23 protein-coding genes are annotated in these 20,555 nt (G+C 36.7%); 12 read left to right on the top strand and 11 right to left on the bottom strand.

Annotation, left to right across the window (positions count from 1 at the left end):
- The first annotated feature begins 20 nt into the window (after positions 1-20).
- Entirely contained in the window at positions 21-1,847 is a 1,827-nt protein-coding gene (gene pepF / locus ACUN0F_RS27535; protein WP_264462661.1) for an oligoendopeptidase F, read from the top strand.
- Between the two features lie 129 nt (positions 1,848-1,976).
- Here pepF and ACUN0F_RS27530 read toward each other — a convergent pair whose 3' ends face one another.
- The 4 genes from ACUN0F_RS27530 to ACUN0F_RS27515 all read right to left on the bottom strand — a co-directional run bounded on the left by ACUN0F_RS27530 (position 1,977) and on the right by ACUN0F_RS27515 (position 4,431).
- The gene (locus ACUN0F_RS27530; protein ID WP_046957017.1) at positions 1,977-2,150 is read right to left on the bottom strand and encodes a hypothetical protein; all 174 of its coding nucleotides are present in this window, start codon (positions 2,148-2,150) and stop codon (positions 1,977-1,979) included.
- A 230-nt stretch (positions 2,151-2,380) separates the two neighbouring features.
- Positions 2,381-3,274, bottom strand: a complete 894-nt coding sequence (locus ACUN0F_RS27525) for a ClpXP adapter SpxH family protein (protein WP_327973782.1) — start codon at positions 3,272-3,274, stop codon at positions 2,381-2,383.
- On the bottom strand, positions 3,274-3,672 hold the full coding sequence (locus tag ACUN0F_RS27520; protein WP_000043382.1) for a globin domain-containing protein: 399 nt from the start codon (positions 3,670-3,672) through the stop codon (positions 3,274-3,276). The genes ACUN0F_RS27525 and ACUN0F_RS27520 overlap by 1 nt, the downstream gene beginning before the upstream one ends.
- Positions 3,673-3,852: 180 nt before the next feature.
- Positions 3,853-4,431, bottom strand: a complete 579-nt coding sequence (locus tag ACUN0F_RS27515) for a CYTH domain-containing protein (RefSeq protein WP_445540485.1) — start codon at positions 4,429-4,431, stop codon at positions 3,853-3,855.
- Between the two features lie 146 nt (positions 4,432-4,577).
- Here ACUN0F_RS27515 and ACUN0F_RS27510 point away from each other — a divergent pair, with 146 nt between their 5' ends.
- The 4 genes from ACUN0F_RS27510 to ACUN0F_RS27495 are packed head-to-tail and all read left to right on the top strand — an operon-like array spanning position 4,578 to position 7,343.
- Positions 4,578-4,949, top strand: a complete 372-nt coding sequence (locus ACUN0F_RS27510; RefSeq protein WP_001179996.1) for a UPF0738 family protein — start codon at positions 4,578-4,580, stop codon at positions 4,947-4,949.
- A gap of 30 nt (positions 4,950-4,979) precedes the next feature.
- Positions 4,980-5,618, top strand: a complete 639-nt coding sequence (locus tag ACUN0F_RS27505) for a GTP pyrophosphokinase (protein ID WP_193671286.1) — start codon at positions 4,980-4,982, stop codon at positions 5,616-5,618.
- A gap of 18 nt (positions 5,619-5,636) precedes the next feature.
- Positions 5,637-6,434: an NAD kinase gene (locus ACUN0F_RS27500; RefSeq protein ID WP_000673190.1), complete on the top strand. Its 798-nt coding sequence runs from the start codon at positions 5,637-5,639 to the stop codon at positions 6,432-6,434.
- 15 nt (positions 6,435-6,449) lie between these two features.
- Entirely contained in the window at positions 6,450-7,343 is an 894-nt protein-coding gene (locus ACUN0F_RS27495; protein WP_001079117.1) for an RluA family pseudouridine synthase, read from the top strand.
- 48 nt (positions 7,344-7,391) lie between these two features.
- On the opposite strand, the gene ACUN0F_RS27490 is transcribed toward ACUN0F_RS27495, so the two are convergent.
- The 7 genes from ACUN0F_RS27490 to ACUN0F_RS27460 form a co-directional block, all read right to left on the bottom strand.
- On the bottom strand, positions 7,392-8,780 hold the full coding sequence (locus ACUN0F_RS27490) for a peptidase G2 autoproteolytic cleavage domain-containing protein (protein WP_445540484.1): 1,389 nt from the start codon (positions 8,778-8,780) through the stop codon (positions 7,392-7,394).
- Between the two features lie 154 nt (positions 8,781-8,934).
- Positions 8,935-9,675, bottom strand: a complete 741-nt coding sequence (gene prpE, locus ACUN0F_RS27485; protein ID WP_000667006.1) for a bis(5'-nucleosyl)-tetraphosphatase PrpE — start codon at positions 9,673-9,675, stop codon at positions 8,935-8,937.
- 74 nt (positions 9,676-9,749) lie between these two features.
- The gene (locus ACUN0F_RS27480) at positions 9,750-10,910 is read right to left on the bottom strand and encodes an FtsW/RodA/SpoVE family cell cycle protein (RefSeq protein ID WP_445540483.1); all 1,161 of its coding nucleotides are present in this window, start codon (positions 10,908-10,910) and stop codon (positions 9,750-9,752) included.
- A gap of 146 nt (positions 10,911-11,056) precedes the next feature.
- Positions 11,057-11,992 carry a glycosyltransferase family 2 protein gene (locus ACUN0F_RS27475; protein WP_087984740.1) on the bottom strand — a complete coding sequence of 312 codons (936 nt, stop codon included), beginning with the start codon at positions 11,990-11,992 and terminating at the stop codon, positions 11,057-11,059.
- A gap of 6 nt (positions 11,993-11,998) precedes the next feature.
- Positions 11,999-12,757: a class I SAM-dependent methyltransferase gene (locus ACUN0F_RS27470; protein ID WP_445540482.1), complete on the bottom strand. Its 759-nt coding sequence runs from the start codon at positions 12,755-12,757 to the stop codon at positions 11,999-12,001.
- A gap of 140 nt (positions 12,758-12,897) precedes the next feature.
- A complete protein-coding gene (locus ACUN0F_RS27465) occupies positions 12,898-13,743 on the bottom strand; it encodes a TylF/MycF family methyltransferase (RefSeq protein ID WP_445540481.1) in 846 nt (281 codons plus the stop codon).
- Positions 13,744-13,865: 122 nt separating this feature from the next.
- Positions 13,866-14,789, bottom strand: coding sequence for a BclA C-terminal domain-containing protein (locus ACUN0F_RS27460; protein ID WP_445540480.1), 924 nt, complete (start codon positions 14,787-14,789; stop codon positions 13,866-13,868).
- A 165-nt stretch (positions 14,790-14,954) separates the two neighbouring features.
- On the opposite strand from ACUN0F_RS27460, the gene ACUN0F_RS27455 reads away from it, so the two are divergent.
- The 7 genes from ACUN0F_RS27455 (at position 14,955) to rfbB (ending at position 20,555) form a co-directional block, all read left to right on the top strand.
- On the top strand, positions 14,955-16,055 hold the full coding sequence (locus ACUN0F_RS27455) for a glycosyltransferase (protein WP_137052871.1): 1,101 nt from the start codon (positions 14,955-14,957) through the stop codon (positions 16,053-16,055).
- Positions 16,056-16,196: 141 nt separating this feature from the next.
- Entirely contained in the window at positions 16,197-16,886 is a 690-nt protein-coding gene (locus ACUN0F_RS27450; protein ID WP_445540479.1) for a class I SAM-dependent methyltransferase, read from the top strand.
- Positions 16,883-17,569 (top strand): glycosyltransferase family protein, encoded by a 687-nt coding sequence (locus ACUN0F_RS27445; RefSeq protein WP_001271201.1) that lies wholly within the window; start codon positions 16,883-16,885, stop codon positions 17,567-17,569. Before ACUN0F_RS27450 ends, ACUN0F_RS27445 begins: the two co-directional genes overlap by 4 nt.
- Positions 17,570-17,581: 12 nt before the next feature.
- Positions 17,582-18,262 (top strand): glycosyltransferase family protein, encoded by a 681-nt coding sequence (locus ACUN0F_RS27440; RefSeq protein WP_445540478.1) that lies wholly within the window; start codon positions 17,582-17,584, stop codon positions 18,260-18,262.
- Between the two features lie 14 nt (positions 18,263-18,276).
- On the top strand, positions 18,277-19,014 hold the full coding sequence (locus tag ACUN0F_RS27435; RefSeq protein ID WP_060489356.1) for a sugar phosphate nucleotidyltransferase: 738 nt from the start codon (positions 18,277-18,279) through the stop codon (positions 19,012-19,014).
- Between the two features lie 8 nt (positions 19,015-19,022).
- Positions 19,023-19,568 (top strand): dTDP-4-dehydrorhamnose 3,5-epimerase, encoded by a 546-nt coding sequence (gene rfbC / locus ACUN0F_RS27430; RefSeq protein ID WP_264462669.1) that lies wholly within the window; start codon positions 19,023-19,025, stop codon positions 19,566-19,568.
- A 15-nt stretch (positions 19,569-19,583) separates the two neighbouring features.
- A complete protein-coding gene (rfbB, locus tag ACUN0F_RS27425) occupies positions 19,584-20,555 on the top strand; it encodes a dTDP-glucose 4,6-dehydratase (protein ID WP_097858156.1) in 972 nt (323 codons plus the stop codon).

The raw sequence follows: 20,555 nt of genomic DNA, 5'->3' as shown, positions 1-20,555 counted from the left end.
TTTAAAGGAGGGCTTAAAGGATGTCTGAACAAAACACAACAAAAACATTACCAAATCGCAGTGAGATTGAAGAATCAAACACATGGCGATTAGAAGATATTTTCCAAACAGATGCAGAATGGGAAAAAGAATTCCAAGCTATTAAAGGGCTATTACCGAAGTTAACTGAATTTAAAGGGAAACTTGGTGACTCTGCGGACAATTTGCTTGAGGCATTGCAATATGAAGACGAAATTTCAATGCGATTAGGTAAGCTATATACATATGCACATATGCGTTACGATCAAGATACAACAAACTCTGTGTATCAAGCGTTAAATGACCGCGCAACAAATTTATATTCACAAGTATCTAGTAGCACAGCATATATTGTGCCTGAAATTTTATCGATTGCAGAAGATACACTGCAAACATTCTTGACAGAAAATAGAGACTTAAGTGTATATGAACATGCATTAGAAGAAATTACGCGTCAACGCCCGCACGTATTATCTGAAGCGGAAGAGGCTCTATTAGCAGAAGCATCTGAAGTAATGAGTGCGTCAAGTAATACATTTGGTATGTTGAATAATGCGGATTTGAAATTCCCATCTATTAAAGGTGAGGATGGAGAAGAAGTGGAAATTACACATGGTCGTTACATTCAGTTTTTAGAAAGTGATAATCGTCGTGTGCGCGAAGATGCATTCAAAGCTGTATATGAAACGTACGGGAAATATAAGAACACATTTGCAAGCACGTTAAGCGGAGCTGTGAAACGTAATAATTTCAATGCGCGTGTTCGTAAATACGATTCTGCACGTCAAGCGGCATTAAGTAATAATAATATTCCTGAAGCGGTGTATGATCAACTTGTTGAATCTGTAAATGATAATTTACACTTGCTACATCGTTACATTGATATTCGTAAGCGTGCACTAGGACTTGATGAGCTTCATATGTATGATTTATATACACCACTTGTACCAGAAGTGAAAATGAACGTGAAGTATGAAGAAGCACAAGACATGTTATTAAAGTCTTTAAACGTACTTGGTGATGAGTATGTTGACATTTTAAAAGAAGCATATGAAAATCGCTGGGTAGATGTGTATGAGAATAAAGGAAAGCGAAGCGGAGCATATTCATCTGGTGCATATGGAACAAATCCGTATATTTTAATGAACTGGCATGATAATGTAAATAATTTATTTACACTTGCTCATGAGTTCGGTCATTCCGTGCATAGCTACTATACAAGAAAGACGCAGCCGCACGTATACGGTGATTATTCAATCTTCGTTGCGGAAGTAGCATCAACTTGTAATGAAGCACTTCTAAACGATTATTTATTAAAAACGACAGAAGATAAGAAAGAGCGTCTATACTTATTAAATCATTATTTAGAAGGATTCCGTGGTACTGTATTCCGTCAAACGATGTTCGCAGAGTTTGAGCATATTATTCATAAGAAAGTACAAGAAGGACATGCGGTTACGCCAGACATGTTAACGGAGATCTACTATGATTTAAATAAGAAATATTTCGGTGATGCTTTAGTAATCGATGAAGAAATTGGTTTAGAGTGGTCTCGTATTCCGCACTTCTACTACAACTATTACGTATACCAATACGCAACAGGATTTAGTGCAGCAACGGCTTTGTCTAAACAAATTTTAGAAGAGGGGCAACCAGCAGTAGAACGTTACATTAATGAGTTCTTAAAAGCAGGGAGCTCAGATTATCCAATTGAAGTGCTGAAAAAAGCTGGAGTAGATATGGCATCTCCAGAACCGGTAAAAGAAGCGCTACAAGTATTTGAAGAGAAATTAAATGAATTAGAAGCATTATTATTTGAAGAGAAGTAATTGTAAAGACGAGGAATTTACCTCGTCTTTTTTTGTTTTAAATATTTTTGTCGATATTTGTCGAAAAAATAAGGTGAATTTCTTTCTTTTTTCTAAATTAGAAGGCAGTTTTACAGGTGATTTTTGTAGTTAAAAACCTTTAAATCGTTTTTTATGGTTGAAATAAGAGAGAGCGATGACAATGACTCCAAATAAAAGAGGGAAGGCAATAATTTTAGGAAAAGCTTGTAGTAGAGAGAGGATGTACAAGAAAAAAGAAACGATGACAGCTAGTAAGATAAGTAAAATATACGTTTTTTTCATACGGAACACCTCCAAAATAGCTTTTTTATAGCTTATTCAGAAATGAAAACGTTTAGAATGTGACAAAAGTGTGAAATTCGACAAAAGGGGTTGTCATCTGACGTCGAATCTTGTAATATAATAAGCGTGAACGAATTCACATACAAACATATACCCCTTTGTTTGAACGTGAAAATTTCTCCCATCCCCTTTAATATTTTTATAAGCCGTAAAGAAAAAGACCTGGTGTTTTACACCAGGTCTTTTTCTTTTGCTATCCATTTCCAATAACGTTCACATTTTACGTCAATCATTTGTACTTTTCGTTTCAGTTGTAATTTTTTCAGTTCACGCTCGATCTCTTGCTGCGAGCAGTCATATATAAATGCTACTTCTTTTGAAGATATAAATTGCGTTGCTTCTAGTAACACTTCTAAAGGTGGTAATGGTTCTGGCTCGATTTCACATTTTACAAGTTCTTTCAATAATTGTACGTATACGTCGTAGGAATAAGTTCCAGCGATTTTAATACCTTCTTCATCTGAATTCGCATGAAAGAATACGAGAGAAGGTATTTCTGTAATATGCATCTCATTTGTAAATTTTAAGTCACATTGGAAAGCTTTTTTTGCGCTAGCGGAATGTAGGTCTTTTTTAAATTCTTCTACATCAATATCGCTATCTCTTGCACATGCAAGTAATAATTCGCAGTCAGGGTTTGATACATTTTCAAGGAAAATGTATTCTTGGAGTTTTCGCAAAAACTTCGAACCTGCTTTTCGGCCCTGTAACTCCGCTGCCTTAATTGCCATCGAAACTAAATATGGGGTTGACGATGCTTCTTGCATATGTACCTTTCCATCACATGAAAAACCTTGTAAACTTGTTGTCTTTTCCCACACAAATCGAATATTAGCAGGTTTATTCCATTTGTGTGAGGAAGCGTTCGTTCCATCCACTTTTCCTGTTACGATATGACGAATAGAGAAGTATTTCCCGTATTCAAGCCATAGTTTAATAATAAAGGGCTCAAGTTCCCAGCAATCTTTACAAAGTGGATCAATAAATAAATATGCTTCTACAGACTTATGCTCACATGCGGAAGGAGATGGCATATTTATATGCGTTGCTTCCTGCTTATCCATTACACTTCACCTGTTTCGTTTGGAGTATTAACCATATGCTGAGCAGTTAACGCTAAACGTTCAAAAACGAACTCTCTTATATGACCGTGCACTCCTGTGTCATCCATTGCTTGCTCCATACATGATAGCCAAGCCTCTGCTCGTTTTGGAGTAATCTCAAACGGAAGATGGCGTGCTCTTAACATAGGATGACCATGTTCTTCAGTGTACAAATTAGGACCACCTAAATATTGCGTTAAAAATTGTTTCTGCTTCCTAGCGGTTTCTGTTAAATCATCCGGGAAGATGGGAGATAGGTCAGGGTGTTTACTGACATAGGAATAAAACGTGTCTACTAATATTGCAATGCATTGTTCACCGCCAATTGCTTCAAATGGTGTCATCGGTTGCTTGCTCATCCTTTATAAACTCCTTTTTCCATGAAATGTATATCTATTGTAGCAATGGAATGTTCTAGAGGGCAAATAAACAGCCTTCATAACGTTCTTTGCTTATTTTTCAAATGTAAAAGAATCTTTTCCTTTTAAAAAGTGAGATATATCCACTAGTAGAACGTATTCACTAGTGGAATTTTCACTTTAGCGTGCTTTGTTTTGTTTGGCAAGGAAAAAGCGTTTTACTTTATTATTTGTATGACGGATTGGTATGTCGTGCTGTTTTAATAAATGAATAAATGCAGCTTTTCCTGTTTCTTCATCTTGCACTTCAAATTCAATTTCATAATCATCGTGATTGTAATAGAAACTATGATCAAAGACAAGCGTTCCGCCTTCAAATAGTGTTTCGGCTCTTTCAGTTGTTAAACTACCCATATAAGTTAAAGTGGAAACAGGAATTTGTAATTTGTGTAGTTGATCCATTACAGCCCCTGGAATGATTACGTTTGTTTTCATCATCATTCTTGCTTCGTCTTCTGTTACGATTTGATGCGTTTCTAACAAGCCGACTTCTGCAGGTTGTTTCAATGTTAATGTATAAGTTTCTCCTTTATGACGAATACGAAGTGCAGAGCCAGCTTCTTTTAACGAGAAGCCCGGTGTTTCAAAGTAGTGATTCACCTGTTTCGTAAATACCTCAATAGAGAATGATTTACATAATGTATCGAATTCTTTTTCTGTAACAATATTTTTAAATTCAATTTCAATTTCTTGTGTCATTGTATGCGCGCTCCTTTTAAAAAATAATTCTTTACACATTATCGCTTTTTCATAAATTTGGTTCAATGTTTTATTTGTTTGCGTCCATGTTATGATACAATAATACTGTTAAGTAAGACAGGAAGTTGAGATGGAGGAGTAAGAGCATGCAAAATAAAATTCAAGTTAAGAGCGTAGAAAAGAGAGAGAATGCGCTTATTTTTTGTGCGGAAAATAATGAAATAGAGGTAAAGGAGTTAAGTGCGCGTAATCACGTACTTGTAGACTCAGACAATTTATCATTTTTATATATTTTAGAAAACGAATCATCTTTCATTTATGTAAGTATTCCGCACACATGCTGGGAAGCAATGCATGAAGCGATGAATAACGATATAGTAATGTTCGTTCGTGTGAACGACGTTGAAATGGAATTAGAAAATTTAAAAGAAGAAGTAGAATATTTAGTTGAAAATATTGAAGGTAATGCAAATTACGGAGAAGAACTAGTAACTGCTGTAGAAAAAGTATTTCTATAAGCAAATGGATTGATTTTGGTGGTGGTTGAAATGAATCGAAATTGGGAAGAATTTTTAGCACCTTACCATCAAGCGGTGGCAGAGCTGAAAGTGAAACTAAAAGGAATGCGTACTCAATTTGCAATGTTAACAGAGCATTCTCCAATTGAGTTTGTAACAGGAAGGGTAAAGTCGGTTGCTAGTATTATTGATAAAGCGGAGAAGAGAAATGTACCGCTAAATCGGCTGAGAGAAGATATGCAAGACATCGCGGGTCTTCGAATGATGTGTCAATTTGTTGATGAGATTAAGCCTGTTGTAGAATTTCTTCGAAAACGAAATGACTTTGAAATCGTGGAAGAACGTGATTATGTCACGCAAAAGAAAGATAGCGGCTATCGCTCTTATCACGTTGTCATTAGTTACCCGGTTCAAACGATTCAGGGAGAAAAAAAAGTATTGGTAGAAATCCAAATACGCACGTTAGCAATGAATTTTTGGGCAACAATTGAGCATTCTTTAAATTATAAATATAGTGGACGTTTTCCTGAAGATATTAAAATACGCTTGCAACGCGCAGCGGAAGCGGCGTTTTTATTAGATGAAGAAATGTCTTCTATTCGTCTTGAGATTCAAGAAGCGCAGAAAGCTTTTTCAAGAAAACAAGAAACGAAAGATTCCGAATCATAAACTAAAGGGTGTTGGGCGATGAAATTTACAATTATGTCAAAGGGAGATCAATCATCAGATACACTGGCAAGCACGATGAAAGAATACTTGCTAGATTTTGGATTTATAATGGATGAAAAGGAACCCGATATTGTAATTTCTGTTGGGGGAGATGGAACGCTTTTATATGCATTTCATCGTTATTATAATCGATTGGATGAAACAGCATTTGTTGGTGTACATACAGGGCATTTAGGTTTCTACGCAGATTGGTTACCGACAGAAGTAGAGAAATTAGTAATTGCAATTGCTAAAACACCATTCCAAGTGGTGGAATATCCGCTTTTAGAAGTGATTATTCGCTATGTGAATGGGAGTAAAGAGTCACAGTATTTGGCGATGAATGAAGCAACTGTTAAAAGTGCGGAAGGTACATTAGTAACAGAAGTGGAAATACGCGGAGAGTACTTTGAAACGTTCCGCGGGGATGGCCTTTGTATTTCTACTCCTTCGGGAAGTACTGCGTATAATAAGGCGCTTGGCGGAGCTATTATTCACCCTTCTATTGAAGCGATTCAAATTGCAGAAATGGCATCTATTAATAACCGTGTGTTTCGTACTGTAGGCTCGCCACTCGTATTGCCGAAGCATCATACATGTGTGTTGAAGCCGGCTGCAGGAATGAACTTACAAATTACGGTGGACCATTTAACGATGGTTCATCAAGATGTGAAATCAATCCAGTATCGCGTTGCAAACGAGAAAGTACGATTTGTTCGTTTCCGTCCGTTCCCGTTCTGGAAACGAGTTCGTGACTCGTTTGTTGCAGATAAATAGAAAGGGTTTATATATTTGAACAGATTTACATTGAAATGGGATATAGAATCGGCTGAAGAGGGAACTTTAGTTAGAGAATTTTTAAAAACAAAAGGGATTTCTAAAGCCGCCTTAACGGATATAAAATTTCGCGGCGGAGCTATTGAAGTAAATAATCAACATGCCAGTGTTCGTCATCAGTTGCAAGCTGGTGAAGAATTACGTGTCTTTTTTCCAGTGGAAGAAAGAAGTGAAGGGATGATTAAAGAAGATATCCCTTTATGTATTGTATATGAAGATGATGCGGTTCTTGTCATAAACAAAGAGGCGAACATGTCAACGATTCCGTCTAGAGAACATCCGGCAGGTAGTGTTGCGAATGCGCTCTTATCTCATTATGATAAGCAGCATCTTGCAAGTACGGTGCATATCGTAACAAGATTAGATCGTGATACTTCAGGGCTTATGCTTATTGCAAAAAATCGTTTCGTGCATCATCTTTTATCGAAACAGCATCAACAAAAAGCTGTGAAAAGAACATATGAAGCAATTGTTCACGGTGAGATGATAGAACGAGAAGGAACGATTGATGCACCGATTGGACGAAAATCGGATAGCATTATTGAGCGAACCGTTTGTGAAAATGGGCAAAGAGCAGTTACTCATTTTAGAGTGATGGATAGCGCCAATCATAAGACGCATGTATCACTTGAGCTTGAGACCGGAAGAACGCATCAAATTCGTGTACATATGGCTCATATAGGCCATCCGTTACTTGGTGATGATTTATATGGAGGAAGAAGAGATGTGATAAAACGTCAAGCACTTCATAGTACATCTTTGACGTTTTATCATCCTATTTTAGAGAAGGAAATGTCTTTCACTACAACGATTCCAAGCGATATGGAAGAGGTATTAAGGCATACTTAAAAAGGGAACAAAATTCTTATGTAACGAAGAATTTTGTTCCCTTTTTTCTTAGCGGAATAATATTAAAATTTGATTTTCACCCGTGCGCTTTATAATGAAAAAGCCACTTTCGGATTTTGTAGCAATGCCATCGTTATTTGGACGACAATATCCATGCGTTTCGCAAGTGCCGTCATCGCGTACTAACATTTGTCCAATTAATCCGACAGGAAGCCACTCGGTACGATCTTTTCTTGCTATATATTTGCAAGTTGGATCCCATTCTGTATTTAAAAGAGGTTGTATGTCTTGCGATTCCGTACGTACATATTGGCGTTTTCCAAAGTTATCTGTTTTATAGCGTTTTTGCCAACTTAAAGCACCGCTATTTCCTATAAGGGCGGGGGTTGCACTAGATATTCCTAAAATGAATGAATCGTTTGAAGTAGCGATCCGAATTTTTTCTTCGCTACTAAATGTAACGAAATAACCTACATCAATAAAATGATTGTCTGTTGTTTCAAACATTTGTGCAAAATCAGTTCCACTTGCATTGTAAGAAGCGCCATCAATATACATTTCCCCATTATGAGCAAGCCACTTTGCACCGATATTATGATCGGTTTCATTTGTGCCGTTTGCAATAAACCAAGAATAAGATTCTTCTGCTGTGCCGAAGCGCCCCATAATATGGCTACCTGCAAAATGAGCTGTTGATGTATGATTACCTTCCGCATGAGAAGAGAATCCGTTAGCGATAGTCGCGGTTCCTTCTGCATGTGCTGCTTCGCCTAAAGCGATTGTATGTTTACCTTCCGCATGAGAATAAGAGCCACCTGCTGTCGTTTCACTTCCTTCACTATGGGAACTATGTCCAGTTGCTTTCGTTTTTGATCCTTCCGCATGAGAGAAAGAAGCTTTTGCGTGTGTAAGAAGTCCTTCTGCATGTGAAGCTGTACCCTCTGCATTAGAGTGAAGCCCCTCTGCATGTGCATATCGTCCCCCTTTTTTTACTTTTGTATTTTCAGGTGTAGGAGTTTGAATTATGATCGTTTTTTCTGTTTGTATATCATTGGATGGTGCTAATGCTTCTCTTATTTTTTTCACTTGATTTATAATAGCAGCTGGAATTTCTGATTCTGCTTTTTTATTTATTGCTACAGGGATGTCTTCTTCTGTATTTTTCTCTGTTTGCTCAGAAGGCACAACCTGTTCAGTGTGAGTAGAGAGAGGTTTATTTTTTTGCTGCATCTTTGTTTTTCTATTATCGATTATGCGGCTCATTACAGCATTTTGCAAAGAGACATATTTTGGTTTAGCTTTGTTTTTGGGGGAAGCCCCTTGTCCGTCCGGTTCTTCTAAAGCTGCAGCTCGAATGCTGCACCAGTTGTTAATTCCGTACATGGGTAGATAAAAAGGCGGGCATTTTCTTTTTTGTTTAGAAGATTTTTTCTTCATTCTGTCACCTCCTGCGACAGTATATGCCGTGTAATTAAAAAAAGATGCACTTTATTGCATCTTTTTTTAATTACTTTACCTAGTTTTTATAGGAGAGCCGCCTAAATGATACGATAATCCTCGTAATTTGTGAATGATATCTAAATAAGGGTCGTTATGAAATTGGGCGAAATTTCTCAGGGACAAAAGACAGGGAGGAAGGGACGGAAACGGTCTCCATCTCAGGATAACGTAGTCCGGTTAGTTTGCCACCAAATACAGCGCCAGTGTCAATATTGACTGTATGATTTACGAAGCGAGGTTCTTTAACGGGCGTATGTCCATATACAATCCAAGCTTTTCCTTTATATTCTTGTGCCCAGTCGCGACGGACAGGAGAGCCGTCAGCATGTTTTTCTCCTGTAATATCGCCATATAATACAAAGGTTTGTACTTTTTTATCTTGTCTTCCTATGTAATCTTGCCGAATTCCAGCGTGACATACAATTAACCTTTTCTCATCGAGTACGTGATATAAAGGGGATTGCTCATAAAGTGTGATGAATTTTTCTTTTATAATGTTTTGTTTATGAGAAGGCAGTGCTTCATATTCGGCAACAGTTGTTTCGAGTCCATGAGCGATTGTCACATTACGCCCGAGGAAAAAACGGTATAGTTTATTACAGTGATTTCCCGGAGCGTAATAAGCTACTTTTTTATTTATGACAAGTTCCCATACAATTTCAATCATACGTAATGAATGAGGGCCGCGATCTGTAATATCACCAACAAAAGCAAGCCTACGTTGGTCAGGGTGAAACGGCAGGTCACTATTCCAGTTGTATCCGAGTTTCGTCGTTAAATCTTGAAACTCTTGAAAGCATCCATGAATATCCCCTATAATGTCAAATTTCATATTTAAACCTCCACCATATTTTTCATTAGTATATCTAAAAAAGGATAGAGATAAAAATATACTGTTTTTGCTCGTCATTTAAACATAAAGATTTTCGTTCTTGAGCGAACGTTTAAAACGAATCCAATCGCTATCATGTATGTGAGTAAAGAACTTCCTCCGTAGCTCATAAGGGGTAATGTAATTCCTGTAATAGGTAGTAATCCGATGGTCATCCCGATATTTTGAAATACTTGAAAGGTAAACATTCCGATTGTACCAGCACAGATGTAACTACCGAAAGGGTCATTACTTTCTAAAGCGATATGAATCATGCGGAAAATAAGTAGAAAAAAAAGTGAAATAATGACACTTGCGCCTAAAAAGCCGAATTGCTCAGCGACATTGGTGAAAATAAAATCTGTATGTGGTTCTGGAAAGTATACTTGTCCATTTTCCCAACCTTTTCCTTGCATTTCCCCTGATCCAGTAGCTAAGAAAGCTTGTCTTAATTGATAGCCTTGCGCATCATATTTGTATGGCGCTAACCAGCCGTAGAAGCGATTTAGTTGATATTCTTGTAAAATGTGTGCTTTAAAGAATTTTGTATGAGTAAAAAAAATATACGTTAATGTAACGCCAGCTACAAAAATACCAGAAACTAATCCGAAAATAAAACGCCAACGTATACCAGAAACTAGTATCATTGCTGCGAGCATAGCGGAAATTACCATTGTGTTTCCTAAATCAGGTTCCTTTGCAATAAGTAGTAGGGGTGGCAAACTTGTTGCACATATTTTTCCGAGTAATAAAAAATCGCCGTGTATTGTTCGGAAAAAATGTTTCTCATTGTGATTTGCTATAATTCGTCCGGTGACGATAATTAAAAACAATTTCATAATTTCAGAAGGCTGGAAATTTCCGATGCCTGGAAGCCTGTACCAAGCGGTCGCACCTTTTATTGTAACGGCACTTGGTACTTGAAGTTCTAGTCCAATTAGTAGTACCAATGCAAAGCTATATAAATACCAAGCAATTTTTTGATAACGATCGAAATCGATAATCATAATAAAACCGATGGCTATAAATCCAATGAAGTACCATTGGATTTGCTTTAATACAAAATTTACATTTTGCAAAAATGGTGGTAAAGAGGCTTGTGCACTTGCAATTGCAAAGCAACTAACAGTCCCAATGGCAAATAAGATGAATAGTAATACGTAGTCTATTTGATATTGAGAATTTGGATCTTTCAATGTATGTATTCCTTTCTATCGCCTAGTAAGTATATGGATCATGTCATGGTAAAAATAATATACAAGCAGACTATGCATACATTTATTCCACTATTTGTGGGAAGTCATACATCACGAGGAAGGAATAGCTCCTCCCTTGTGATGGACTATATTGCACGGAGCTCTTTTGTAATGATATTTAAACAATAAGAAAGTCGTGCATGTGTATTTTTATCTGGAATGAGGTTTGGAAATAGATCGTAAAATTTGGTCGCATTTTTATACCATCCGTAAGCTCTTATCAAACCTTTTTTATAATATTTGGCGTCTTGTAAGAAACCATACTTTTTCGAGGTTAAAACGAGCTGAGAAAAATCTTCACAGCCCTCAAGGAATTTGTGACGTACTTGCTGTCCAGTATGAAGACGGAATGAACTTAAGGGCTCAGTTATATACATCGCATCACCTTTTGAAAGTAAACTGATCCAAGAGGCCATATCAACGCTACAACCATATTTTCTGCCATTTAAAGTGCCGAAAGGTTCCGTTAATAGGCTTTTTCTAAAGAGTACGATTGTAGGCTCACCGATAATATTTTGTCCTGCCATAAGCATACGGTTTCCAAAATCTTTCCCATTTAGTAGAGTATCTTCATCATATAATTTTTTCATGGAGGGATGTTGTTCAATTATATCTCCATTATCATCAATCCAAGTGCGATAGGATGTGATAAGTGCGAGATTTTTATTGAGGTCTTGTTGGAAATAAAACATCATTTTTTCGATTTTATTATTATAAAATGTATCATCGTCCATTAAGAAATTTATGTACTCTCCATTTGACTGTTCTAAGAGCATAAGGGCGTTATGAAATTGTCCTAGAGTAGAGGCATTTCGAATGTACGTTATATGTTTATGCTTATGTAAATAATGTCTGTATATTAATTTTTCTGTTTCATTATTTGTACTATCGTCCCCTACAATAATTTCAATATTTGAATACGTTTGCGCTAATGCACTTTCTAAAGCAATTTTAAAATAATGTGGTCGATTATAGGTGGGAATAAGAATGGAAACGAGAGGCGGATTTTTTATATTATTCATATACAACTACCTTTCAGAAGTTTTTTGTGTAAGAATAATATCTTGATAACTTGTGTGTTCAGTTCTGCTACACCATGAACCATAATGAGGGGGGGACTGTATTTCTAGTCCATATTTATTTAATAGGGTACGAATATCTTCCTCAGGATAGGCAACTGCGAAATTAGGGATATCTTTATTTAGAACATAACAATTGTCAATTTGATGATAAAAACCTAACGTACTTAGTCCTGCATTTAAGTAATAGGATGATTCAGGGTTAATTAAAAAGAAAGTAATAAAACATCTCCCATCTTTTTTCAGAACTCGTGCAATCTCGCATACGTAATGTTCTAATTCTTTCGGAAGGAGATGAGTAAATACAGACGTTAAAAAAATAAAATCGAATGATTCATCTTCATATGGAAACTTGTATTGGGAAGCATCTTCTTTTCCATCGGGATTGTAGAATTGGTTATATATATCGACATGTTCAAAATGGAAATTGTTACAGCGTGTTGAAATGTTATTTTTGCACCATGTAATGCCCGCATTGAATAAGTCAAATCCATAATAAGTACCTTCATCGCTTAAATAATTCATTAATGGAACCGCCATTCGGCCAATGCCACAGCCTACATCTAACACTGTTTCATTTGATTTTAAATTGCCAATTTCAATAAAATAATGCATAAACTCTTTTCCAACTTCTTCAAAATTACCACCTACATATTGAACGAGTTCTGGGGGTGGAATTAATGTGATTTTTTTCTCGTTTTCGTTCATACATTCACTCCGTCCTTGTAGTAAAGTAGGGGATTTCTATTGTATATATAAGTTAATCATTTATAGTGAGGGGAACTTTACACAATTAGTTCTTATGAATAAGTAGTGTAATAGAACCCCTCAAAAAATAAAATCATATTCTATTCTTTTCGCCAATAAATACCGAAATCATCAATTTTAGTAATAGGAGCGTTTAAGTTTCTTTCATTTCTGAAATCTGTTACAGCCTCTGCGCATGTTACCAATCCGTAATCATCAATAATAATATAGCCACCTGTTGAAACTTTATCGTATAAGTTTACAAGACTATCCATCGTTGATTCATACATATCACCATCAAGGCGAGCGATTGCAATTTTTTCTATCGGTGCGGAAGGCAATGTATCTTTAAACCAACCCTTTAAAAATTTCACCTGATCATTTAATAAATCATATTTTCTAAAGTTTTCTTGCACGGTTTCTAAAGAAACTCGTAAGTAATCGAATGTGTGCAAATAATCACCGTAATCTTTCGGATATTGTTCTAAGTTAGGTGCGGGCAGACCTTCAAACGAATCGGCAACCCACACAGTACGATCCTTAATGTTGTTTGCTTGTAAAAAACCATTCATAAAAATGCATGATCCTCCGCGCCATACACCAGTTTCAATAAAATCACCTTCTATATTTTCCCTGACTACAGTTTCCATCGCCTCTTGTAATTGATTCATACGTTTTCGACCAACCATACTGTGTGCAGCTCTTGGCCAATCCTTGCCACCTTGACGCTCATTGTTTGAAACGTTAGGATTAACGATTTTTAAATTGTGATTTTCTACGTACTGCTTAAGAAATAAAGGAAGTGGAACCGTAACTGGTTCATATGATAGTTCTTTAGATATATGTAACGAAGCAGGTAAGTATGGTTCGTATTCTAACCATATTTCAAATAAAATTGTTTTCTTTAGTAACTCAAGATAAAGCTGGACAGCCGATTTATTTTCCATATAAGTGCCTCCTGCGGAATGTCATACAACATTATGACTATGTAGAAAAGGAAGATTTAATGATTGAATTTACAAATGAAAAAGCAGTAAAACTGATATCAGTTTTACTGCTAAGTAAAAAATTAAGCAACTTTTTCAATAATAATAGATGCACTCGTACCAAGAGCTAATGATAGCCCAAGCCCTGTAACAATTACTTCAACTAATGATGGAGTTGTCGTAATTTGCGTAATTGCTTGAATAACGATAGGTGCTCCAAGTGAGATTAAACTTGATCCAGTACCTGGTACAGGTACTCCATTCACTTGGATTGTAAGACCCCCTAATACACTGACTGTTGCAGTATTAGCGATAACAGTAATTTTATAGAATCCAGTTTCACTAATTACGAAAGTATCAGCATCTAATTGAGAAATTGCTGTACCAAACTGAGATCCAACAGTATTAAATGGTACTGGATCATTAATTCCTAGATCTAAAGAAATCCCACCGGAGTTAAATGCATATAGTCCTGCTGGAAGTCCTAGTCCGGATGGCCCAGTTGGCCCAGTCGGTCCAGTCAGTCCGGTAGCACCAGTTGGCCCAGTAGCACCAGTGTCTCCAGTTGGCCCAGTTGGTCCAGTAGCACCAGTAGCACCAGTAGGTCCAGTAGGTCCGGTAGCACCAGTAGCACCAGTTAGCCCAGTCGGTCCAGTCGGCCCAGTCGGTCCAGTCGGCCCAGTCGGTCCAGTCGGCCCAGTCGGCCCAGTCGGTCCAGTCGGTCCAGTTAGCCCAGTCGGCCCAGTCGGTCCAGTCGGTCCAGTCGGCCCAGTCGGTCCAGTCGGCCCAGTAGGTCCAGTCGGTCCAGTCGGTCCAGAAGGTCCAGTTGGTACAGTTGGCCCAGTCGGCCCAGTCGGTCCAGTCGGTCCAGTCGGTCCAGTCGGCCCGGTTGGAAGGGTAAACGGTGGTATTGGTGGTAATGTTGGTCCTACAAGATTAGGGTCAAATGCACTAGCTGATAAAGATTCATCGGGATTTAATCCATCTGAATAATTATTATTTGACATAAATTCACCTCCATAAAGCGTTCATTATATAGTAGATGCAAAACCGGAAGAAAATGACACGGACATTTGAATTATTGAAAAGAAATCTTAAACTGCTTGTGCAAGTTAAAAAAGTGGAAAGTTTATTGTATGTATAACATATGATTGATTTGGAAGAGGGTGATTATGTTGAACAAGCAAGGAATTACAATTAGTTTATGTATGATTGTTCGAGATGAGGAAGATACAATTGGTCGATGTTTAGACGCAGTAGAAAAAATCGTTGATGAAATTATTATAGTTGATACAGGTTCCATTGATCGAACGAAAGAAATTGTAGCTCAATATACCTCTAACATATATGACTTTCCATGGATTAATGATTTTGCGGCAGCAAGAAATTTTTCTTTTTCAAAAGCAACGCAAGAGTATATATTGTGGCTAGATGCAGATGACGTATTATTAGAAGATGCTCAAGAAGCATTGAAACTCTTAAAAAGAGAATTAGATCCTAAAATTGATGCTGTTTCGATGCCTTATCATCTTGCAATGGATTCTAACGGGAAACCTTTATATTGTACAAAAAGAAATCGACTTGTAAAGCGTGAAAAACAATTTCAATGGTTTGGAAAGGTTCATGAGTATTTAGCTATTTCTGGTGAAACTTTTAGTAGTAATGTTGCTATTACACATAAAAAAGAAAAAAAGGTAACAAATCGTAATTTGAAAATTTTTCAAAATGCTGTAGCAGCTGGAGAAGAATTGAGTCCGAGAGATTTATTTTATTACGCGAATGAATCTATGGATAACCAAAAATATGATGATGCAGTTATTCTATATGAAACATTCCTTAATCAAGACGAAGGATGGTATGAAGAGAAAATTTATGCATGTGGCAAGTTAGGAGATTGCTATGCAAAGCTTGGAATGTGGGAGAAGGCAGTTGAATCTTGCGTGAAGTCGTTTCGGTATGATGTCCCTAGAGGAGAGAATTGTACAAGAATAGGATATATATATATGGAACAACAAAAATATAATGAAGCAATTTTTTGGTTTAAACTTGCAACAGAAGTACCAATGGCAACAGAGAGTCCTTTTCACAGTCCAGCGAGCTACACATGGCTTCCCTATTTACAAATGTGTATTTGTTATAGCAAGTTAGGAGAGCAAGACAAAGCTTATTATTACAACGAATTAGCAGCTGCTTATGTTCCAAATAATGCTGCAATTGAATATAACCGCAAATATTTTCGGGGTGTTTTTGATAAACAATATAAATCGTTATAGGTTGTTTTTTTTAGAAATGGCTTATCACGATTCTAACTCTAATAGATTGGCTATATAGTAAAGTATCGGTGTAATGGTTACATTTATAGACTTCATATGAAGTTTATATTTCAAATTCAATTTGCATAAGGAGTGTGTGAAATGAATTCCCAAAAAAATTCTTTATATGAAGAAAAGTCTGTGCATTATTATAATGCAGTGAATCCGAATTTATTAAAGCATATAAAAAAGGAATGGAAAGAAGTTCTTGATATTGGTTGCTCGAGTGGTGCATTGGGAGCGGTTATTAAAGAAAATGGAACACGTGTATCAGGAATCGAGGCATTCCCAGAGGCAGCAGAAAAAGCAAAAGAAAAACTAGATCATGTTGTTTTAGGCGATATAGAAACAATGGATATGCCATATGAGAAGGAGCAATTTGATTGCGTCATATTTGGGGATGTATTAGAGCATTTATTTGATCCGTGGGCTGCAATAGAAAAAGTAAAGCCGTATATAAAAGAAAATGGTGTGATTTTAGCAAGTATACCAAACGTTGCTCACATTTCAGTATTAGCGCCTTTACTTGCTGGAAATTGGACGTATACAGAATATGGTTTATTAGATAAAACACATATTCGTTTCTTTACATTTAATGAAATGCTCCGAATGTTTTTAAAAGCAGGATATTCGATTAGTAAAGTAGATCGTGTATATATTGATCATAAAATGTATGAACCGTTAATTGAGGAGTTATATGGAATTTGTAAGAAATATCGTCTTGGAAGTGGCTTCATGGCTGAGACGGTCGTATTTCAGTATATTATTGAAGCAGAAAAATCGCAGTTATGAGTGCTGCTGAAAAAACAATATTATTTGTTACGTGTATAAATGATCGGAAAATGTATGCACAGTGCGTGCGGCATATATTGAGATTGGGAGTGCCTCCAGGATATATTGTACAATTTATGCCAATTCGGAATGCGAAAAGTATGACGAGCGGATATAATCAAGCGCTTTCGCATCCAGCGAAATATAAAGTATATATACACCAAGATGTTTTCATTATGAATGTGGCATTTTTATATGGATTACTTCAATTATTTAACGAACATGAACATCTTGGAATGATTGGAATGATTGGAGCCCAATATGTTCCTCCAAACGGGATATGGAATGAAGGCAGAGGAGTTGTTGGGAAAGTAATTGGTTATATGAACGATTTATTTTATATGGCAACTCAAGAACAGCCGTACCATGAGTCAAAAACATTTATGCCTGTGGAATGTATCGACGGTTTATTGATGGCAACGCAATACGATATTCCGTGGCGAGAAGACTTGTTTGATGGGTTTGACTATTATGATGTATCTCAGTCATTTGAATTTAGAAAAGCTGGCTATACAGTTGGGGTTCCTGTACAGCGCGATGCGTGGTGCATTCACTATCATATTGATGTGAATATGACCAACTATGACAAGTATAGAAAGATATTTGTGGAGAACTATATGTCAGATGTAAATCAAGACGAATAGAGGGGCTACAAAATGAAGGATCGTACAATATTAGTTGTTGTTTGTGTAAATAATGAAGAGCTATTTGAACAATGCGAGAGACAAATAAGAAACCTTTTTGTTCCCCCTGATTATGTCGTACAAATTTTTCCGATACGAGATGCAAAAAGTATGGCAAGTGCATATAACCGAGCACTTTCATATCCCGCGAAGTATAAGGTTTATATACATCAAGATACTTATCTTATTAATCGAGAGATGTTTTATACACTTATTTCCCTTTTTAAAGATAATGAAAAGCTTGGCTTAATTGGAGTAGCTGGAGCCCAATTTTTACCGAGTAACGGGATATGGTGGGAAGGGAAAAATTTAGTAGGGAAAGTGATTGAGTATAGAGGACGGAATTATCAATTATTAAATTTAGATCAGGGGTTTTATGGAAGCCAATCTTTTATGTCGGTGCAGGCAATTGATGGCCTATTCATGGCAACGCAGTATGATATTCCGTGGCGAGAAGATTTGTTTCAAGGGTTCCACTTTTATGATGTATCACAGTCTTTAGAGTTTCAAAGGGCTGGTTATTTAATTGGTATCCCAAATCAATCAAATTTATGGTGTATTCATTATAACGGAGATGAATTTGATGCGGATACATATGAGAAAGATCGAAAAGTGTTTGTAGAACAGTACAAAGATATACTATCTCCATCATAAGGGAGAGATGCAGAGTGAAAGGGATTATTTTAGCAGGCGGTACTGGATCGAGGCTATATCCAATAACGAAAGTAACGAATAAACATTTGCTTCCTGTTGGACGTTATCCAATGATTTATCATGCGGTATATAAGCTAAAACAATGCGAAATTACAGATATTATGATTATTACAGGTAAAGAGCATATGGGAGATGTTGTTAGTTTTTTAGGAAGCGGTCAAGAGTTTGGGGTGTCCTTTACGTATCGTGTGCAAGATAAGGCTGGCGGAATTGCACAAGCATTAGGGCTTTGTGAAGATTTCGTTGGGAAAGATCGTATGGTAGTTATATTAGGGGATAATATCTTTTCAGATGACATTCGTCCGTACGTGGAAGAGTTTGCAACTCAAAAAGAAGGTGCGAAAGTACTGCTGCAATCTGTAGATGATCCGGAGAGATTTGGCGTGGCGCATATTCAAAACCGAAAAATAATTGAAATTGAAGAAAAGCCGAAAGAGCCGAAAAGTTCCTATGCAGTTACAGGAATTTATTTGTATGACCCGAAAGTCTTTTCTTATATAAAAGAATTAAAACCTTCCGCAAGGGGAGAACTTGAAATTACAGATATCAATAATTGGTATTTAAAGCGAGGGGTACTTACTTATAATGAAATGAGTGGTTGGTGGACTGATGCGGGAACTCATGTTTCTCTTCAAAGGGCGAATACGTTAGCGCGGGATATAAACTTTGGTAAACAGTTTAACGGAGAATAGGTGAGAATATGAAAGTTGTAGAAACAAACTTTACCGACGCAAAATTGTTGGAACCGAGGTTATTTGGAGATGAGCGTGGCTTTTTTACTGAAAGTTATAATAAGAAGGTGCTAGAAACATTAGGGGTTACGTATTCATTTGTACAGGATAATGTTTCTTATTCAGCAGAAGCGGGAACGATTCGGGGATTACACTTTCAAAAAAATCCGAAAGCACAAACGAAACTTATTCAAGTTATGCAAGGGGCAATCTATGACGTTATCGTTGATTTGCGAAAAGATTCACCAACGTTTAAACAGTGGAGAGGATATATTTTAAGCGCGGATAATCATCGGCAATTGTTAGTGCCAAAAGGATTTGCACATGGTTTTTGTACACTTGTGCCGCATACTATTGTTATGTATAAAGTAGATGAGTATTATAGTGCCGATCATGACTCAGGGGTACTTTGGGAAGATAAAGATTTAGCAATTCCATGGCCGGTAACAAGTCCTATTTTGTCTGACAAAGATCGAATATTACCGTTGCTTCAGGAATGTGAAGATAGCTTTTGAGTAGGAGAGTTGTTTATGAATATATTAGTAACAGGTGGGGCTGGATTTATTGGAAGTAACTTTGTTCATTACATGTTACAAAGCTATGAAACATATAAAATTATTAATTTTGATGCATTAACATATAGTGGAAACTTAAATAATGTAAAGTCTCTTCAAGGGCATCCTAATTACTCTTTTGTAAAAGGGGAAATTCAAAATGGAGAGCTGCTGGAATATGTTATTAAGGAACGTGACGTGCAAGTAATTGTAAATTTCGCAGCTGAATCACATGTGGACCGTAGTATTGAAAATCCGATCCCTTTTTATGATACAAATGTAATTGGGACAGTCACATTATTAGAGTTAGTAAAAAAATATCCACATATTAAACTCGTGCAAATATCAACAGATGAGGTGTATGGCTCTTTAGGGAAAACGGGGCGATTTACCGAGGAAACCCCATTAGCTCCAAATAGTCCATACTCTTCAAGCAAGGCGAGCGCCGACATGATAGCTTTATCTTATTATAAAACATATCAATTACCAGTTATAGTAACACGTTGCTCCAATAACTATGGGCCGTATCAATATCCTGAAAAGTTAATTCCGTTAATGGTTACGAATGCGCTGGAAGGAAAAAAACTACCGTTATATGGCGATGGATTAAATGTAAGAGATTGGTTACATGTAACGGATCATTGTAGTGCGATTGACGTTGTTCTGCATAAGGGACGTATAGGAGAAGTATATAATATAGGTGGAAATAATGAAAAAACCAATGTAGATGTTGTGGAACAAATTATCTCTCTCTTAGGAAAAACGAAAGAAGATATTGCGTATGTTACAGATCGTTTAGGGCATGATCGTCGTTATGCGATTGATGCACAAAAGATGAAGAATGAGCTCGGGTGGGAACCGCAGTATACGTTTGAACAGGGGTTAAAAGAAACGGTGGAATGGTATGAATATCATATAGAATGGTGGAAACCACTAAAAGAAAAATAA

The sequence above is a fragment of the Bacillus sp. 1A genome (genome assembly GCF_052682215.1).
The sequence above is the reverse complement of the archived record's forward strand: the minus strand, read 5'-3'. Positions and strand labels throughout refer to the sequence as shown.

Coding starts and splice junctions, on each gene's coding strand:
- pepF (WP_264462661.1), top strand. CDS start 21: ATGTCTGAACAAAACACAACAAAAACATTACCAAATCGCAGTGAGATT.
- ACUN0F_RS27530 (WP_046957017.1), bottom strand. CDS start 2,150: ATGAAAAAAACGTATATTTTACTTATCTTACTAGCTGTCATCGTTTCT.
- ACUN0F_RS27525 (WP_327973782.1), bottom strand. CDS start 3,274: ATGGATAAGCAGGAAGCAACGCATATAAATATGCCATCTCCTTCCGCA.
- ACUN0F_RS27520 (WP_000043382.1), bottom strand. CDS start 3,672: ATGAGCAAGCAACCGATGACACCATTTGAAGCAATTGGCGGTGAACAA.
- ACUN0F_RS27515 (WP_445540485.1), bottom strand. CDS start 4,431: ATGACACAAGAAATTGAAATTGAATTTAAAAATATTGTTACAGAAAAA.
- ACUN0F_RS27510 (WP_001179996.1), top strand. CDS start 4,578: ATGCAAAATAAAATTCAAGTTAAGAGCGTAGAAAAGAGAGAGAATGCG.
- ACUN0F_RS27505 (WP_193671286.1), top strand. CDS start 4,980: ATGAATCGAAATTGGGAAGAATTTTTAGCACCTTACCATCAAGCGGTG.
- ACUN0F_RS27500 (WP_000673190.1), top strand. CDS start 5,637: ATGAAATTTACAATTATGTCAAAGGGAGATCAATCATCAGATACACTG.
- ACUN0F_RS27490 (WP_445540484.1), bottom strand. CDS start 8,780: ATGAAGAAAAAATCTTCTAAACAAAAAAGAAAATGCCCGCCTTTTTAT.
- prpE (WP_000667006.1), bottom strand. CDS start 9,675: ATGAAATTTGACATTATAGGGGATATTCATGGATGCTTTCAAGAGTTT.
- ACUN0F_RS27475 (WP_087984740.1), bottom strand. CDS start 11,992: ATGAATAATATAAAAAATCCGCCTCTCGTTTCCATTCTTATTCCCACC.
- ACUN0F_RS27470 (WP_445540482.1), bottom strand. CDS start 12,757: ATGAACGAAAACGAGAAAAAAATCACATTAATTCCACCCCCAGAACTC.
- ACUN0F_RS27465 (WP_445540481.1), bottom strand. CDS start 13,743: ATGGAAAATAAATCGGCTGTCCAGCTTTATCTTGAGTTACTAAAGAAA.
- ACUN0F_RS27460 (WP_445540480.1), bottom strand. CDS start 14,789: ATGTCAAATAATAATTATTCAGATGGATTAAATCCCGATGAATCTTTA.
- ACUN0F_RS27455 (WP_137052871.1), top strand. CDS start 14,955: ATGTTGAACAAGCAAGGAATTACAATTAGTTTATGTATGATTGTTCGA.
- ACUN0F_RS27450 (WP_445540479.1), top strand. CDS start 16,197: ATGAATTCCCAAAAAAATTCTTTATATGAAGAAAAGTCTGTGCATTAT.
- ACUN0F_RS27445 (WP_001271201.1), top strand. CDS start 16,883: ATGAGTGCTGCTGAAAAAACAATATTATTTGTTACGTGTATAAATGAT.
- ACUN0F_RS27440 (WP_445540478.1), top strand. CDS start 17,582: ATGAAGGATCGTACAATATTAGTTGTTGTTTGTGTAAATAATGAAGAG.
- rfbC (WP_264462669.1), top strand. CDS start 19,023: ATGAAAGTTGTAGAAACAAACTTTACCGACGCAAAATTGTTGGAACCG.
- rfbB (WP_097858156.1), top strand. CDS start 19,584: ATGAATATATTAGTAACAGGTGGGGCTGGATTTATTGGAAGTAACTTT.